Annotated in this window: 12 protein-coding genes; 4 read left to right on the plus strand and 8 right to left on the minus strand. The window is 66.8% G+C overall.

What is annotated here, in order from left to right; all coding sequences use genetic code 11:
- Positions 1-20 precede the first annotated feature (20 nt).
- Both ABNX08_RS06260 and ABNX08_RS06265 read right to left on the minus strand, forming a co-directional pair.
- Entirely contained in the window at positions 21-3,212 is a 3,192-nt protein-coding gene (locus ABNX08_RS06260; protein WP_022534314.1) for an efflux RND transporter permease subunit, read from the minus strand.
- Positions 3,213-3,306: 94 nt separating this feature from the next.
- A complete protein-coding gene (locus tag ABNX08_RS06265) occupies positions 3,307-4,542 on the minus strand; it encodes an efflux RND transporter periplasmic adaptor subunit (protein ID WP_022534315.1) in 1,236 nt (411 codons plus the stop codon).
- Positions 4,543-5,026: 484 nt separating this feature from the next.
- Between ABNX08_RS06265 and ABNX08_RS06270 the strand changes: the two genes are divergently transcribed.
- On the plus strand, positions 5,027-5,488 hold the full coding sequence (locus ABNX08_RS06270; RefSeq protein ID WP_022534316.1) for a RidA family protein: 462 nt from the start codon (positions 5,027-5,029) through the stop codon (positions 5,486-5,488).
- A 34-nt stretch (positions 5,489-5,522) separates the two neighbouring features.
- On the opposite strand, the gene ABNX08_RS06275 is transcribed toward ABNX08_RS06270, so the two are convergent.
- Positions 5,523-6,434, minus strand: a complete 912-nt coding sequence (locus ABNX08_RS06275) for a LysR family transcriptional regulator (RefSeq protein ID WP_041681310.1) — start codon at positions 6,432-6,434, stop codon at positions 5,523-5,525.
- 332 nt (positions 6,435-6,766) lie between these two features.
- On the opposite strand from ABNX08_RS06275, the gene wrbA reads away from it, so the two are divergent.
- Both wrbA and ABNX08_RS06285 read left to right on the plus strand, forming a co-directional pair.
- A complete protein-coding gene (wrbA, locus tag ABNX08_RS06280) occupies positions 6,767-7,381 on the plus strand; it encodes an NAD(P)H:quinone oxidoreductase (protein WP_022534318.1) in 615 nt (204 codons plus the stop codon).
- Between the two features lie 54 nt (positions 7,382-7,435).
- Entirely contained in the window at positions 7,436-7,831 is a 396-nt protein-coding gene (locus ABNX08_RS06285; RefSeq protein ID WP_022534319.1) for a nuclear transport factor 2 family protein, read from the plus strand.
- 26 nt (positions 7,832-7,857) lie between these two features.
- Here ABNX08_RS06285 and ABNX08_RS06290 read toward each other — a convergent pair whose 3' ends face one another.
- Entirely contained in the window at positions 7,858-8,205 is a 348-nt protein-coding gene (locus tag ABNX08_RS06290) for a hypothetical protein (protein ID WP_022534320.1), read from the minus strand.
- Positions 8,206-8,502: 297 nt separating this feature from the next.
- Here ABNX08_RS06290 and ABNX08_RS06295 point away from each other — a divergent pair, with 297 nt between their 5' ends.
- The gene (locus tag ABNX08_RS06295) at positions 8,503-10,233 is read left to right on the plus strand and encodes a SulP family inorganic anion transporter (protein ID WP_022534321.1); all 1,731 of its coding nucleotides are present in this window, start codon (positions 8,503-8,505) and stop codon (positions 10,231-10,233) included.
- 44 nt (positions 10,234-10,277) lie between these two features.
- Here ABNX08_RS06295 and ABNX08_RS06300 read toward each other — a convergent pair whose 3' ends face one another.
- From ABNX08_RS06300 to ABNX08_RS06315, 4 genes are all read right to left on the minus strand, one after another.
- Positions 10,278-11,258: a tripartite tricarboxylate transporter substrate binding protein gene (locus tag ABNX08_RS06300; protein ID WP_022534322.1), complete on the minus strand. Its 981-nt coding sequence runs from the start codon at positions 11,256-11,258 to the stop codon at positions 10,278-10,280.
- Positions 11,259-11,329: 71 nt separating this feature from the next.
- A complete protein-coding gene (locus ABNX08_RS06305) occupies positions 11,330-14,896 on the minus strand; it encodes an indolepyruvate ferredoxin oxidoreductase family protein (RefSeq protein WP_022534323.1) in 3,567 nt (1,188 codons plus the stop codon).
- 90 nt (positions 14,897-14,986) lie between these two features.
- Positions 14,987-16,021: an Ldh family oxidoreductase gene (locus ABNX08_RS06310; protein ID WP_022534324.1), complete on the minus strand. Its 1,035-nt coding sequence runs from the start codon at positions 16,019-16,021 to the stop codon at positions 14,987-14,989.
- Positions 16,018-16,722 carry a GntR family transcriptional regulator gene (locus ABNX08_RS06315; RefSeq protein WP_022534325.1) on the minus strand — a complete coding sequence of 235 codons (705 nt, stop codon included), beginning with the start codon at positions 16,720-16,722 and terminating at the stop codon, positions 16,018-16,020. Before ABNX08_RS06315 ends, ABNX08_RS06310 begins: the two co-directional genes overlap by 4 nt.

Below are 16,722 nucleotides of genomic sequence, written 5' to 3' on the forward strand. Positions count from 1 at the left end.
GTTGTCCATGTTGTCCACCCTTACTCCGCAGACGCCACGGCTTGCCCGGCCAACGCTTCCTGGACGCGCGCCTGGCGGCGCTGGCCGCGCGTGGCCAGCAGCCGCAGCGCCACGTAGAACACCGGTGTCAGGAACAGCCCGAAGAAGGTCACGCCGAGCATGCCGGCGAACACGGCCACGCCCATTGCATGGCGCATCTCGGAGCCGGCACCGCTCGAGACCACCAGCGGCACCACACCCATGATGAAGGCGAACGAGGTCATCAGGATCGGGCGCAGGCGCAGGCGGCTGGCTTCGATCGCGGCCTGCACGATGGTGCGGCCGTGTTGCTCCAGTTCACGGGCGAACTCGACGATCAGGATCGCGTTCTTTGCCGACAACCCGACCAGCACGATGAAACCGATCTGCGTGAAGATATTGTTGTCGCCACGCGTGAGCCACACCCCGCTAATGGCAGCCAGCAAGCTCATCGGCACGATCAGGATTACCGCCAGCGGCAGCGTCAGGCTCTCGTACTGCGCGGCGAGCACCAGGAACACCAGCAACACGCACAGCGGGAAGATCCACACGCCCGCGTTGCCAGCCAGGATGTCCTGGTAGGTCAGCTCGGTCCATTCGAAGCCGATGCCCTTGGGCAGCGTCTCGGCGGCGATCCGCTCGGCGGCCGCCTGCGCCTGGCCCGACGAAAAGCCGGGCGCCGGACCGCCGTTGATGTCGGCCGCGGTGAAGGCGTTGTAGCGGATCACGCTGTCCGGGCCAAAGCTCTGCTTCACCCTGACCAGCGATGACAGCGGCACCATGTCGCCATTCGCGCTGCGGGTCTTCAGCTGCAGGATGTCCTCGGCGTGCTGGCGGAACTGGGCGTCCGCCTGCACCCGTACCTGGTAGGTCCGGCCGAACTTGTTGAAGTCGTTGACATAGGCCGAGCCCAGGTAGGTCTGCAGCGTGTCGAACACATCGGTCACGGGCACGCCAAGCTGCTTGGCCTTGGTCCGGTCGAGCTGCACGTCGAGCTGCGGCACGTTGATCTGGTAGTTGCTGAAGACACCGGCCAGCTCGGGCGTGGCACGCGCCTTGGCCAGGTATGCCTTGGTCGCATCGAAGAGCGCGTCATAGCCGAGTGCGGCGCGATCCTCGATGATCATCTTGAAGCCGCCGATGGTACCGAGGCCCTGCACGGGCGGCGGAGGAAACACGCCGATATACGCATCCTGGATCGACGCAAACTGCTTGTTCAGGCTGGCCGCGATCGCCTTGCCGGACAGTTCCTTGCTCTTGCGCTCGTCGAACGGCTTGAGCGAGACGAACAGGATGCCCGCGTTCGGGCTGTTGGTGAAGCCGTTGATCGACAGGCCCGGGAAAGCCACCGCCGATTCCACGCCCGGATGCTTGAGTGCGGTCTCCGACATGCGGCGGATCACGTCCTCGGTGCGGTCCAGCGTGGCGCCATCCGGCAGCCTGGCAAAGCTGACCAGGTACTGCTTGTCCTGCGCCGGCACGAAGCCCTTGGGCACCAGCTGGAACACGCCCCAGGTCAGCGCCAGCATCACCGCGTAGACGCCGAACACCGAACCCTTGCGACGGATCACCCCCTTCACGCCGCGGCCATAGCTTTCGGCACTGCGGCCGAAGAAGTGGTTGAAGCGCTTGAAGAAGCCGCCAAACACACGGTCCATCCAGCGCGACAGCCAGTCCTTGGGCGCGTCGTGGCTGCGTAGCAGCAGTGCCGCCAGCGCCGGCGACAGCGTCAGCGAGTTGAACGCCGAGATAATGGTCGAGATCGAGATCGTCAGCGCGAACTGCTTGTAGAACTGGCCGGTCAGGCCGGTCATGAAGGCCAGCGGCACGAACACGGCGATCAGCGTCAGCGCGATGGCGATGATGGGGCCGCTGACCTCGCGCATGGCCTTGTAGGTGGCTTCCTTCGGTGTCAGCCCCTCCTCGATATTGCGCTCGACGTTCTCGACCACCACGATCGCGTCATCGACCACGATCCCGATCGCCAGCACCAGCCCGAACAGCGACAGCGCATTGATCGAGAAGCCGAACGCATGCATCAGGCCAAAGGTGCCGACGATCGACACCGGCACCGCTAGCAGCGGAATGATCGACGCGCGCCAGGTCTGCAGAAACAGGATCACCACCAGCACCACCAGCGCGATGGCCTCGAACAGCGTATGCACCACCGCATCGATGCTGTGCTGGACGAACTGGGTGGGGTCGTACGCGATGCGGTAGTCGAGGCCCTCCGGGAAGTTCTGCTTCAGCTCCTCCATCGTCTTGCGCACGTCCGCCGAGATCTGCAGCGCGTTCGAGCCCGGTGACTGGAAGATCGGCAGGCCCACCGCGGACTGGTTGTCGAGCAGGGAGCGCAGCGCGTACTCCGACGCACCGAGCTCGATGCGCGCGATGTCCTTGAGGTAGGTCACCGCACCGTCCGCCGAGGTCTTGACGATGATGTCGCCGAACTCCTCCACGGTCTGCAGGCGGCCCTGCGCGTTCACCGACAGCTGCAGGTCGGTGCCGGGCAGCGACGGCGATTGCCCGATCACCCCGGCCGCTACCTGCACGTTCTGCTCGCGGATGGCCTTGACCACGTCGGAAGCGGCCAGGTGCCGCTCGGCGAGCTTTTCCGGGTTCAGCCACACCCGCATCGAGTAGTCGCCGGAGCCGAACAGCTTGACCAGGCCCACGCCCTGGATCCGGGCCAGGCGGTCCTTGACGTTGATCACCGCGTAGTTGCGCAGGTACGTCATGTCGTAGCGGTCGTTGGGCGAGACCAGGTGGACGACCATGGTCAGGTCCGGGGAGCTCTTGACCGTGGTGATGCCCAGGCGGCGCACGTCTTCAGGCAGGCGCGGCTCGGCCTGCGCGACGCGGTTCTGCACCAGCTGCTGGGCCTTGTCCGGATCGGTGCCAAGCTTGAAGGTCACCGTCAGCGTCAGGTTGCCGTCGCTGTTGGCCTGCGAGGACATGTAGAGCATGTCCTCGACGCCGTTGATCTGCTCTTCCAGCGGCGTGGCGACGGTTTCGGCGATCACCTTGGGGTTGGCGCCGGGGAACTGCGCGCGCACCACCACCGAGGGCGGGACCACTTCCGGGTACTCCGAGATCGGCAATTTGAACACCGAGATGGCGCCGATCAGGAAGATCAGCACCGACAGCACGCCCGCGAAGATCGGGCGATCGATAAAGAATTTCGAGAGATTCATCTTGGCCTCGGCGGAAGCGGTGCCCCTGGCGGTCCGCCGGAGCGAACGCCATCTGCTGAATAGTGGGGAAGATTGTCTGGGGGGCTGGCTGGGCTCAGCTCACGCTGGGCTTGTCGGCTTGCGGTTGCGCAGCCTGCCTGCGATCCGGCGCAACGCCGCGCGGTTCCAGCTCGCGGCGATAAGCCATCGCCACGCTCTTCGGCACCACCGTATCGCCTGGTCTTACACGCTGCAGGCCATTGACGACGATGGTCTCGCCCGACGCCAGGCCCTTGCGGATCACGCGCAGGCCTTCATGCGTCGGCCCCAGCTCCACTTCGCGATACGCGAGCTTGTTGGCCTTGTCGGCGACCAGCACGAACTTCTTGCCCTGGTCGGTACCGATCGCGCGATCGTTGACCAGCACGGCCGGACGGGGCGCGCCGCCACCGAGCCTGACCTTGCCGTACAGGCCCGGCAACAGGCGGCCGTCTTCGTTGTCGAAGACCGCGCGCACGCGGATCGTGCCGCTGCGCGGATCGAGGCGGTTGTCCACCGACTGGATCTTGCCCTGGTGCGGATGGCCGTCCTCGTCGGCCAGGCCCAGGTACACCGGCAGCCCGTCCTTGCCGCCGGCGGCGCCCGGCGCGGTGTAGCGCAGGTAGCTCTGCTCGTCGACTTCGAAGGCCGCATACACCGGCGAGACCGACACCAACGTGGTCAGCGGCGGCGCCGCGGCGCCCGCGGCCACCAGGTTGCCCACGGTGATCTCCGCACGCGATACCTTGCCCGCGACCGGCGCCACGATACGGGTGTAGCCCAGGTTCAGCCGTGCAGCTTCCAGCGCCGCTTGCGCGCCGCGCACGTCGGCCGAAGTCTCGCTGGCGGCGTTGATGCGTTCGTCGAATTCACGGCGCGAGATCGCGTTGTCGTCGAGCAGGCGCTGCGCGCGCACCTTCTCGCTCTGGGCATGCGAGGCCCGTACCTGTGCCGCCGCAAGGGCGGCTTCCGCGCGCGCCACTTCCGCCGCATACGGCCGCGGGTCGATCGTGAACAGGGGATCGCCCTTCTTCACGATCGCGCCGTCGCGGAAATGCACCGCTTCGATCGTGCCAGAGACGCGCGGCCGGATTTCCACACGCTCGACGGCTTCGAGCCGGCCGGAGAATTCATCCCATTCGGTGATGGTCTGCCCGACCGCGGCTGCCACTTCCACGGCGGGGGCGGGCGGTGGCGTGCTGGCCTGGGCTTGCGCGCCCTGGCCGGGGCGCAGCAGCGAGGTGGCGACGCCCACGCCGGTAATTGCCACGATGGCAACGGCGATCAGCGCACGTCGAGGTTTGGGATTCATCCTGCTGTACTCCATGTTGCGTTTGGCTGCGTCGGCGAGCGGTCCGGGCATTGGCTGGGAAGGGGGAAGGGACCGGCGCTTTGTTTCTCGTGGTTACAGGATATACGTATGAAAATCATAGTGTCAAGGTAAGCTTTTGGAATGAACCTGCTAAAACACGGAAATTTAAGCGGTCAGATCCACTTTGAAGGCAATCGCCAGTGATTAGATTTTTGCTATGAATTTGATAGCGAATAGGCCGTACAAGGAGGAAATGGCGGCGAATCAGCCGCTTGCACGGCTTCAGAGGCAGGGAGCGGCACCCGCGAAGCGCGGCGCGCGCCGCACTTGTTCCCCCATGTATCAATTCATGTTCGCCTCGGCGGGTTTATCGGCCTGGCACCGCTTTCTATAGTTCGATCCACGGCACACGGCGGCACTGAGCGCCGCGAGCCAGTGAACCGAATCCCCGCAAACCGGAACATTGCGCCAACCAGGAGTCATCATGTCCGTCGAATCGAAACTGGCTGCACGTGGGCTGAAGCTGCCGCCGCCGCCGCAACCGCTGGGCAGCTATACGGCCGTCAGCCGTGCCGGCGACCTGTTGTTTATCTCGGGGCAGTTGCCGCTACAGGACGGCAAGGTGGTCTGGCGGGGGCAGGTCGGCAAGGACCTGACGGTCGAGCAGGGCAAGCAGGCGGCGCAGCTGGCGGCGCTCAACGTCCTGGCGCAGATCGATGCCCACCTGGGCGGGTTTGAGCGCCTCGACCACATCGTGCGGGTCGAGGGCCATATCAGCAGTGCGCCGGGCTCTTTCGACCAGCCCGCGGTGCTGGACGGGGCGTCGGACCTGTTTGCCGACGTGCTCGGCGACAAGGCCGGGCATGCGCGCGCCGCGTACGCGCCGGCGCAGCAGCCAGGCAATGCGGCGGTGATCCTGGTGGTGATCGCACAGGTCAGGGACTGAGCGCGGTCCTCCGGCCCATCAGCGGCACGCGCGCCTACTCGGCGAATTTCTCCACCAGGAAATCGACAAAGGCGCGCACGCGCCGCGAGACGTGGCGCGCGTGCGGATAGAGCAGGACAAAGGGCCGGGTATTGCCGCCGAACTGCTGCAGCACCTCCACCAGCGAGCCCTCGCGCAGGTCCTGTTCCACGACGAAGCGGTAGGTCTGGAACAGGCCGGCGCCGGCCCGTGCCAGTGTCGCGCCGCCGAGCGCGTCTTCCGACGTGGCATAGGAGCCGGTCGTCGCGATCTCGATTTCTTCGCCCTCCAGCCGGAAGGTCCACGGCAGCCGGCGGCCGCTGCTCGGGCGCTCGAACTGGATGCACTCGTGCGCATGCAGTGCTTCCAGCGTCTGCGGCGTGCCGTGCCGGCGCAGGTAGGCCGGCGTCGCCACCACCACCATCTCCGCGTCTTCCAGCTTGCGCGCAATCAGCGTCGAATCGTCCGGCGCGCGGCCGCGCACCGACAGGTCGTAGGTGTCATCGGCGAAGTCGACGTTGCGGTTGCTGATATGCACGTCGATCTCGACCTCGGGATAGCGCTCGCGGAACGCGGGCAGCACCGGCAGCACCCGGTAGTGCGCATAGGGCGTCGGCAGGCTGATGCGCAGGCGCCCGGCGGGCGTGGCGTGCTGGCCGCTGATCTGCCGTTCGGCGTCGACCAGCTGCGCCAGCGCGGTGCGGCTTTGCTCGTAATAGGACCTGCCTTCATCGGTCAGCCGGATCTGCCGCGTGGTGCGCACGAACAAGCGCACGCCCAGGCGTTCTTCCAGCCGCGAGACGCTGCGGCTGACGGCGGCCGGCGTCACGCCTGCCGCAACCGCTGCCGCCGTAAAACTGCTGAGTTCCGCCGCCAGGCAGAACAGTTCAATGCTGCCCAACTGCAGGTCGTCGAATTGGCGCTTCATGGTCTGTGACACCGTGTCATGACGGTTGCCGGCTGGCTGCGGTCCATCGCGGATGCACAAGGCCGGCACCTTGATTTGCTGACATTCTAGGACGTCTCTGCCTTTGCCGTGCGCGCCTGGCTTGCGCGCCATCGGCCGCCCGCTCGCGCCGAAGCTTGTTACACGGTGTATGGCCACATGTTCCACCCGCACGGTTTATCCGCGCCGGCCGGCCCCCTACATTGCTTCCAAGCGCTGCTTCGGCGCGAGAACCGATAGGCAACATGATCCAACTCATCAAACGTCTGCTCGTCAACGGCTTCGGCCAGGCGAGCGCTGCAAAGGAAATTGAAATGAAAGCGAAAGTCCTGGTGCTGTACTACTCGACGTACGGCCATACCGAACACCTTGCCAACGCCATCGGTGAGGGTGCCCGCAGTGCCGGCGCCGAAGTCAGCGTCAAGCGCGTCCCCGAACTGATGCCGCCGGAAGTCGCCCGCGACGCCGGCGCCAAGCTGGAGCAGGCCGCGCCGGTCGCGCGGCCGGAAGAACTGGCGGACTATGACGCCATCATCATCGGCACGCCGACGCGCTTCGGACGGGTATCGGCACAGGTGGCCAACTTCCTCGACCAGACCGGTGCGCTGTGGGCGGGCGGCAAGCTGGTCGGCAAGGTCGGCGGCGCCTTCGTCTCCACGGCGAGCCAGCACGGCGGCGCGGAAACGACGCTGTTTTCGATCCTGACCAGCCTGATGCACCACGGCATGATCACGGTGGGCCTGCCGTACTCGTTCAGCGGCCTGACGCGCATGGACGAGGTCACTGGTGGCGCGCCGTATGGCGCCACCACGCTGGCCGGTGCCGACGGTTCGCGGCAGCCGAGCGAGAACGAACTCGCCGGAGCGCGCTTCCAGGGCCGGCACATTGCCGAGATCGCCACCACGCTGCTGCGCGGGCGCAACCAGTAAGCGAATCCGGGAGCGGCCTGGCGCCGCTCCGTCATCGCAAACGGAGAACAAACCATGTCGGCATCCACGGCGCAGGAACCGGTTGGCAATGCGCACCAGCAGGTCCTGCAACAACTCCAGGTGTATCTCGATGCGATCTACGACGGCGACGCCGCCGCGCTCAGGTCCACCTTCCATCCGGATGCGCAACTGTTTGCCGAGGTCCGCGGCGAGATCGTGCACAAACCGGTGAACGCCTATCTGCAAGGCGTGGCGTCGCGCAGGAGCCCGGCTTCGCAGAACGAGCCCTACGGCATGTCGGTGCTCTCGGTCGAAGTGATCGGCAGGGTGGCGTCAGCCAAGGTGCGGGTGCGGGTGGGCGACTTCAACTACTACAACTTCCTGTCGCTGCTGAACACCGGCGGACAGTGGGTCATCGTCAACAAGCTCTATACGCACGTGGGGCATTGAGTGCCTCCCCGGCAGTCTCTCCCTGGCTACGTGCAATTGTCGCGATACACCTGCTGCAGTTGCTTGCGCGTCTTGTCGCGTTCGATCTTGGGAATGGTGCGGCCCTGCGCGTTCTGCGTGCCTGGGCCGGAATGGTACGAACGCCTTTTGGATGTGGCGTTGTACTGCTCCTTCAGTTCCTCGCACTTCACGCGTGCGGCCTCTTCGGGATCCTGGGTGACGGCCGCCGGGGCGCGATAGGGATTGGTCCCGCCCTGAACGGCATCCGATATGGCGCTCGCGGCACCCTCGGTCGATGCGCGCTGCGCCAGCGCAGCCGAGGTACAGCCCAGCACCAGCAGGCCGGTTGCCAGGCATCTCTTGGATATCGGCATCGTTCTCTCCCCGGGGACGGATAACGGGCGCGCCCACCCGACAACCATCATATGTGCCCATCACGGGATTGTCAGAAACTAATGGCTCCGCCTGTCGGCGCGCGAAGCCGGCGCAGGACGCATGGCACCATGAGGAAGGGTGTTGCAACGCAACATGGAAGGGCTTTACGGCGTGCTCGGCCCGGCGTCGCAAGCGCAAGCCGATTCATTTTTTCTTTATCCCGACGCATATTTATCGAAGCGCCACCTCCTATAGTCGATGCATAACCCCTTGCCCCGAAGGGCAGAACCCGAACCATGCAGCCCCAGAACCTGACCCCCGCCGCGCAGCGCGAAGTCAACAAGGCACCCGGATGGTTGCGCTGGCTCCCGGGACTGCTGGTGTTGAAGAACTATCAGCCGGCCTGGCTGCCGAAAGACCTCGCCGCCGGGCTGGTGCTCACGACCATGCTGGTGCCGGTCGGCATCGCCTACGCCGAAGCCTCCGGCGTGCCCGGTGTCTACGGGCTCTACGCCACCATGATCCCGCTGCTGGTGTATGCCATGCTTGGCCCGAGCCGGATCCTCGTGCTGGGCCCGGATTCGGCCCTGGCGGCGCCGATCCTGGCGGTGGTGTTGCAGGTCTCCGGTGGCGATCCGGGGCGCGCCATCATGGTGGCCAGCATGATGGCGATCGTGTCGGGCGTGGTCTGCATCGTGATGGGACTGATGCGCCTGGGCTTCATTACCGAACTGCTGTCCAAGCCGATCCGCTATGGCTATATGAACGGGATCGCGCTCACCGTGCTGGTCAGCCAGCTGCCGAAGCTGTTCGCCATCAAGCTGGAAGAAGGCGGTCCGCTGCGGGACATGCTCAACCTGGGCAGCGCGATCCTGGCCGGGCAAACCAACTGGTACAGCTTCGCGGTTGGCGCCGGCAGCCTGGTGCTGATCCTGTTCCTGAAGCGCTTCGAGCGCGTGCCCGGCATCCTGATTGCCGTGGTCCTGGCCACGCTGGCCGTCAGCCTGTTCAACCTGGACCAGGCCGGCGTGAAAGTGCTGGGCAAGACCCCGCAAGGCCTGCCGGGCTTTGTCGTGCCCTGGGTGAGCGGTGCGGACTTGGTGGCGATCCTGCTGGGCGGCATTGCCGTCGCGCTGATCTCGTTCGCGGATACCAGCGTGCTGTCGCGCACCTTTGCCGCCCGCACCAACACCCGCGTCGACCCGAACCAGGAAATGGTCGGCCTGGGCGCCGCCAACCTGGCCGCGGGATTCTTCCAGGGCTTTCCGATCAGCAGCAGCGCGTCCCGTACGCCGGTGGCCGAAGCCGCGGGCGCGAAGACCCAGCTCACCGGTGTCGTGGGCGCACTGGCCGTGGCGCTGCTGCTGATGTTCGCGCCCAACCTGCTGCAGTACCTGCCAAACAGCGCACTGGCCGCGGTGGTGATCGCGGCGGCCATAGGCCTGTTCGAGTTCGCGGACCTGAAGCGCATCTACCGCATCCAGCAGTGGGAGTTCTGGCTGTCGATGGTCTGCTTCGCCGCGGTCGCCGTGTTCGGGGCGATCCCGGGGATCATCCTGGCCGTGGTCCTTGCAGTGATCGAATTCCTGTGGGACGGCTGGCGGCCACACTATGCCGTGCTCGGCCGCGTCGAGGGCCTGCGGGGATACCACGACACCAAGCGCTACCCTGATGCCGAGCGCATCGACGGGCTGCTGCTGTTCCGCTGGGATGCGCCGCTGTTTTTCGCCAATGCCGAGCTGTTCCAGGAGCGCCTGATCGAAGCGATCGACGAATCGCCGACACCCGTGCGCAGGGTCGTGGTGGCAGCCGAGCCGGTGACCAGTGTCGACGTCACCTCGGCCGACATGCTGCGCGAACTGAGCCACACCCTGCGCGAGCGCGGCATCGCCCTGCATTTTGCCGAGATGAAGGACCCGGTGCGCGACAAGCTCAAGCGCTTCGAGCTGATGGAAGCGATTGGCGACAAGAACTTCCACCCCACGGTGGGCAGTGCGGTGGATGACTATCTCGGCGAACCAGCCTGAAGCCGCGCGGGGGCGCGGCCCAGGCTGGTTGCGCCGCGCGCCGGCTACTCCAGCCGGAACCCGGTCTGCTTGATGGCGAGCGCCCATCTCTTCTGCTCTGCCGCCATGAAGCTCGCAAACTGGTCCGGAGAGCTCTGGCCGGCCGGCTCATAGCCCTTGCTGAGCAGCTGCTGGCGCACGCCCGGCGCATTCAGGGCCTTGTCGATCTCCTTGCCCAGCAGCGCAACGATCTCCTTGGGCGTGCCGGCAGGCGCCACCAGGCCATACCATTCGCTGGCCTCGATGCCGGGGAAGCCGGCTTCCGCCATGGTCGGCACGTCGGGGAACAACGGCAGCCGCTGCTTGCTGGCCACGGCGATGCCCTTGAGCTGCCCGCCCTTGACGAACGGCATCACCGCCGGCACGCCATGGAACATCATCTGGATATGGCCGCCCACCATGTCGGTCAGCGCCTGCGGTCCGCCCTTGTACGGCGCGTGCACGATGTTGACATGGGCGGTTTCCTTGAACACCTCGCTGATCACGTTCTGCTGGGTGCCCGGGCCGACCGATGCATAGCTGAGCTTGCCGGGCTCCGCCTTGGCACGCGCCACCAGCTCCTTGACCGAGCCGCCCACGGACGGGTTGACCACCAGCATGTACGGCGAGCTTGCCATCAGTCCCAGCGGCGCGAAGTCCTTGCCCATGTCGAAGGGCAGGTTCTTGTGCAGGCTGGCATTGATCGCCATCGGCGCGCTGGCGACCAGCAGCGTGTAGCCATCCGGCGCCGCCTTGGCGCCCATGCCGGCGCCGATATTGCCGGTCGCCCCGGGCCGGTTGTCGACCACCACTTGCTGGCCGAGGCTGGCCGTCATCTTCTCGGCCACCGTGCGGGTGACCGCATCGACGCCGCCGCCCGCCGGCCAGGGCACGATGATGCGGATGGGCCGGTTGGGGTATCCGCCTTGTGCCAGCGCGCTGGTGGCGCAGGCAGCCAGTGCGATCGCGCCCAGGGTACGGCCAAAACGGTTCAGTACGGATTTCATCTCTTGTCTCCTCGCTGTCTTTGACGGGCCCCGGTGAAGGTGACGGGGCCTTCGTTGGTTCAGTCTCTGGTTTATGCCGCTTCAGTGGCTTTGATTTTTCCCGGCTGCGCGCCCCCTTGCTGCCATTGCCCCATCAGCCGCTCCCACCGCGTGCGCGTGGCCGCCAGGTTGCGCGCCTTGACATGGCCGTAGCCGCGGATCTCCTGCGGCAGTCGGGCAATCTCCAGCGCCAGGTCGAGGTTGTGCGCGGAAAGTGCCGGCAGCAAGGCTTCCACGCTGCGCCGGAATTCACCGATCAGGGCTCGCTCCTCCTTGCGCTCCAGGGTGTAGCCGAAAGGATCGAATGCCGTGCCGCGCAGGCCCTTGAGCCGGGCCAGTACGCCGAACGCGGTGCGCATCCACGGGCCATAGGTGCCCTTTACCGGTTCGCCGGCCTGGTTCTTCCTCGCAAACAGGGGAGGGGCCAGGTGGTGCACCAGCCGGACCTTGCCTTCGAACATCGATGCGATCTGCTGGCGGAATGCGGCGCCGGTATGCAGGCGAGCCACCTCATATTCGTCTTTATAGGCCATCAGCTTGAACAGCGAGCGGGCCACGGCTTCAGTCAGGCGGGTGCCGCCGATGACCGATTCCGCCGCCTTCACGCGGCCCACGAACGACTCGTATTGCGCCGCATAGGCCCGGTTCTGGTAGCCGGCCAGGAATTCGGCGTGCTTCTTCATGAGTTCCTCGACCGGCACCTTGCGCACGAACTGGATCACCTGCGAGCCGGCCGGCTGCGCGGGAATCTTCGACATATCGTGGGCGCACAGCCGGCCCCATTCGAAGGCCGCCTTGTTGCTGTCGACCTGCACGCCGTTGAGCTCGATGGCGCGCATCAGGGCCGCGTGCGACAGCGGTACCTTGCCTTTCTGCCACGCATAGCCGAGCAGCAGCAGGTTGGCGTAGATCGACTGGCCGAGCAGCTGCTTCGCCACCTCTTCGGCGTCGAAGCTGGCGAGCTGGCCCTTGCCGACGGACTGCACGATCCTGCCCACGGCCTCGCCGACCTGGGGATCCCAGTCCGGATTGCGGACAAAGGCGGCGGTCGGGGTGAGATGGCTGTTCAGCACCACATAGGTCCGCGCCGGCGACATCGCGGCCAGCGAGGTCTTGCTGGCCGCGACCACGGTATCGCAGGCGATCACCAGGTCGGCCATGGCCATGTCGACGCGGCTCGCGTGCAGGGCGTCCGGGCTGGCGGCGATCTGGATGTGGCTCCAGGTGGCGCCGCCCATCTGCGCCATGCCGGTCGCGTCCTGGGTGATCACGCCCTTGCCTTCGAGGTGGGCGGCCATGCCCAGCACGCCGCCGATGGTGACGATGCCGGTGCCGCCGATCCCCGCCACCACGATGCGCTGCGGCTTGCCGGCGTCCGGCAGCGTGGGCATCGGGATGACCGGAGGCGTGGCGCGGCCGCTCGCGGTGGTGGCGGGCTTCTTCAGTTGGCCGCCTTCGACCGTGACAAAGCTCGGGCAGAAGCCCTTGGTGCAGGAGAAGTCCTTGTTGCAGGTATCCTGGTTGACCTTGCGCTTGCGCCCGAAGTCGGTTTCCACCGGCTGCACGGCCAGGCAATTGCTTTGCACGGAGCAGTCGCCGCAGCCTTCGCACACCAGCTCGTTGATGACCACGCGCTTCGCCGGATCGACCATGGTGCCGCGCTTGCGCTCGCGGCGCTTCTTGGTGGCGCAGGCCTGGTCGTAGACGATCACGGTCACGCCGGGCACCTCGCGCAGCTCGCGCTGCACGGTATCGAGCTCATCGCGGTGGCGCACGGTGACGCCGGCGGCGAGGTTGTCGACACCCTTGTACTTGCCCGGCTCGTCCGTGACAACGACGATCTGCCGGGCGCCTTCGGCGGCCAGTTCGCGCGTCATCGCCGGTACGTCGAGCTGGCCGTCCACCGGCTGGCCGCCGGTCATGGCCACGGCGCTGTTGAACAGGATCTTGTAGGTCAGGTTCACGCCGGCATGGATCGACTGGCGCACCGCCAGCAGGCCGGAGTGGTTGTAGGTGCCGTCGCCCAGGTTGGCGAACATGTGAGTGCGCTTGCTGAACGGTGCCTGGCCCATCCAGTGCACGCCTTCGCCGCCCATCTGCGACCAGGAAGTGGTCGAGCGGTCCATCCACACCACCATGCCGTGGCAGCCGATGCCGGCCGTCGCGACCGAGCCTTCCGGCACGCGGGTGCTGGTGTTGTGCGGGCAGCCCGGGCAGAACCACGGCAGGCGGTCGGTGGCGCGCGCATCGCCCTGGCCGGTGGTGCGTTCCTTTGTTTCGATTTCCTGCAGGCGCAGGTCCATGCGCGCGGCCACGTCGGCCGGCACGCCCAGCGCCTTGAGCCGCTGCGCGATGGCCTTGGCCACCAGCGCCGGGGACAGGTCAGCCTTGGCGCGCAGCAGCCAGTCCTCGGCCGGCTTGCGGTGGCTCCATTCGCCGCCGGCGCCGTCGGTGTGGTGGAACTTGCCGAAGACGGCCGGGCGCGCAGCGGGCGGATAGTGGTACAGCTCGTCCTTGAGTTGCTGCTCGATCACGGGACGCTTCTCCTCGACCACCAGGATTTCACGCAGCCCACGCGCAAAGTCGCGCACGCTGTCAGGCTCCAGCGGCCATACCACGCTGACCTTGTGCAGCCGGATGCCGAGCGCGCGGCAGGTGGCGTCATCCAGCCCAAGGTCGAGCAGGGCCTGGCGCGTGTCGCTGTAGGCCTTGCCGCTGGCGATGATGCCGAGGCGGTCGCCGGATCCCTCGATCACGTTGCGGTTCAGGCGGTTGGCGCGCACATAGGCGAGCGCGGCCGGCCACTTGAACTCCATCATGCGCGCCTCGGCCGCGAGCGGATCGTCGGGCCAGCGGATATGCAGGCCGCCGTCGGGCAGGGCGAAGTCTTCCGGCAGCAGGATGCGCACGCGATCCGAGTCGGTGGTCACCGAGGCGCCCGATTCCACCACCTCCTGCACGGTCTTCATGCCGGCCCACAGCCCGCTGAAACGGCTCATGGCCAGGGCATGCACGCCCAGGTCGAGGATGTCCTGCACATTGGACGGAAAGAACACCGGCAGCCCGCACGCCATGAAGGTGTGGTCGCTCTGGTGGGCCAGCGTGCTGCTCTTGGAGACGTGGTCGTCGCCGGCGAGCGCGATCACGCCACCCAGCGGCGAGGTGCCGGCGAGGTTGGCATGCTTGAGCGCATCGCCGCTGCGGTCGACGCCGGGGCCCTTGCCATACCAGATGCCGAACACGCCGTCGTAGCGCTTGCTGGCGGCATCGAACTCCAGTTGCTGCGAGCCCCAGACCGCCGTGACGCCGAGTTCTTCGTTGACGCCGGGTTTGAAGACCACGTGGTTGTCGGCAAGATGCTTCTTTGCCTGCCACAACGCCTGGTCATAGGTGCCGAGGGGCGATCCGCGGTAGCCAGAAATAAAGGCGGCAGTGTTGTGGCCGGCCGCGGCGTCGCGCTTGCGCTGCAACAGCGGCAGGCGTACCAGCGCCTGCACGCCGCTCATGTAGGCACGGCCGGCATCCAGCGCGTACTTGTCGTCGATCGACACGGCTTGCATGGCCTGCCGGGCTGCGTCGGGGAGTATTGGAGCATTCATAAGGGCGGTTTCAGGCAAACAGGGTTGAGCGGGGGCTGCCGGCGTGCGTTGGCACCCGGATCTCTGGCAATACTGGTGACGGAAGCGGCGCTAGCCGGGGAGGGGGATGCCGAGGGTCCGGCCGAGCGTGCTCAGTTCCCGCACGACCGCGTCGGGCAGGACGATGCCTTGCTCGCGGCCTTCGCGTTCGAGCGCTTCGCCACGGTGTCCGGGCAGCCGGGCGTCGGCGCCGCCGGCGGCAAGATAATTGCCGGTCCACTGCGCCATGTAGTCGGCGAACAGGTCCTTGCCGGCAAAGGCGTCCGGCTTGACCACCCAGACAAAACCGCCCTGGCGGCCTACCGCGCCGGCGCCTGAGACGGTGTTGCGCGCGGGAGAAAGCGCGTCCGCGGTGGCGGCCATGGCGCCGGCCAGGCACTCCACCATCATGGCGATGCCGATGCCCTTGTGCCCGCCGGTGGGCAGCAGCGAGCCTTCCAGCGCGCGTTGCGCATCGGTGGTCGGGTGGCCGTCGGCGTCGAGCGCCCAGCCCGCGGGAATCGGCTTGCCTTCACGGGCGGCCAGCAGGATATGGCCGCGTGCGGCAACGCTGCAGGCCACATCGAAAACGATCGGCGCCGCGCCCGGCAACGGGCAGCCGAAGGCGATGGGGTTGTGCCCGATCGCGGCGCGGGCAAAGCCTTCCATGCCCAGCATGGGCGGCGTGCGCTGTCCGACCATGCAGAAGGCACCGGCCTCGGCAGCCAGCAGCGCCGGGATGCCCAGCGCGCCGAGATGGCCGCACGATTGCACGGCAACCAGCACGGACGCGCACGATTGCAGCGCCTCCAGCCCCAGTTGCACGGCGCGCGGGCCCGCGATCTGGCCCATGGCGCCGTCGGCGTCCAGCACGATCCCGCCCGGGAAGGCCTTGTGCGACATCTCGGGGCGCGGGTTGAAATCGCCCGCACGCAGGCGTTCGACGTAGGAGGGGACCCGCGTCAGGCCATGCGTCTTGTAGCCGCGCAGTTCGCTGCGCACCAGCGCGGCGGCGGCTTCCGTCGCGTGGTCGGGCGCCACGCCGCACGACTCGAAGACAGCGGCGGTCCAGCGCGCAAGGCTGTCGGTGTTCCAGCGGATACTCATGTGGACTTCTCCCGCACGATCATCAGGCGCTCCGCGAACGGGGCGGCATAGACCGACTGGTAGTAGAGCGGCTGGTCGCGCAGCGTGTAGCCACGCAACTCCATGATGAATGCCGGCGCCTCCGGGTCGAGCCCAAGTTCCTGCGCGGCCACGGCCGGGGCCGGGCCGAAGCGGATCCACTGGTCCACGCGCAGCGTCGGCAGCGACAGGCGCTGGCCGATCAGCTCGCGCAGGTTCTTCTCCAGGGCATCGCGGTCCAGCCCGCCGAGTTGCGCGAAATCTTCCTCGCGCAGCCAGAACTCGCTGTAGAGGTCGAAGTGGCCGCCGACGCTGATCACGCGCTCGATGCGCACGTAGCCGTCACCGGCGAGGAACTCCGACCACGGTCCCTTGCGCTTGATCCGCTTCACCGAGCGCGCGTGGACGTAGGACGGCAGTTCGTTGCCCTGTTCATCGCGGAAGCGCAGGTAACGGACATCCGCCGGCGCCACGCGCGTCCCGGAGACAAAGGTGCCCCGTCCCTGTTCGCGCGTGATCAGTCCAGAGTGCGTGAGCCGCGCCAATGCCTTCTGGATCGTGCCGACGCTGACCCCATGGAAGCTGGCGAGCTCGCCCTCGGAGGGCAGGCGATCGCCCTCGCGCAGTGCGCCGGATTCGATGGAGCGGATGATCGCGTCGGAGACGCTGCTAAGTTTGGTCAT

Origin of the sequence: Cupriavidus sp. DF5525 (genome assembly GCF_040149425.2) — a bacterium.
Taxonomy (GTDB): domain Bacteria; phylum Pseudomonadota; class Gammaproteobacteria; order Burkholderiales; family Burkholderiaceae; genus Cupriavidus; species Cupriavidus pickettii_A.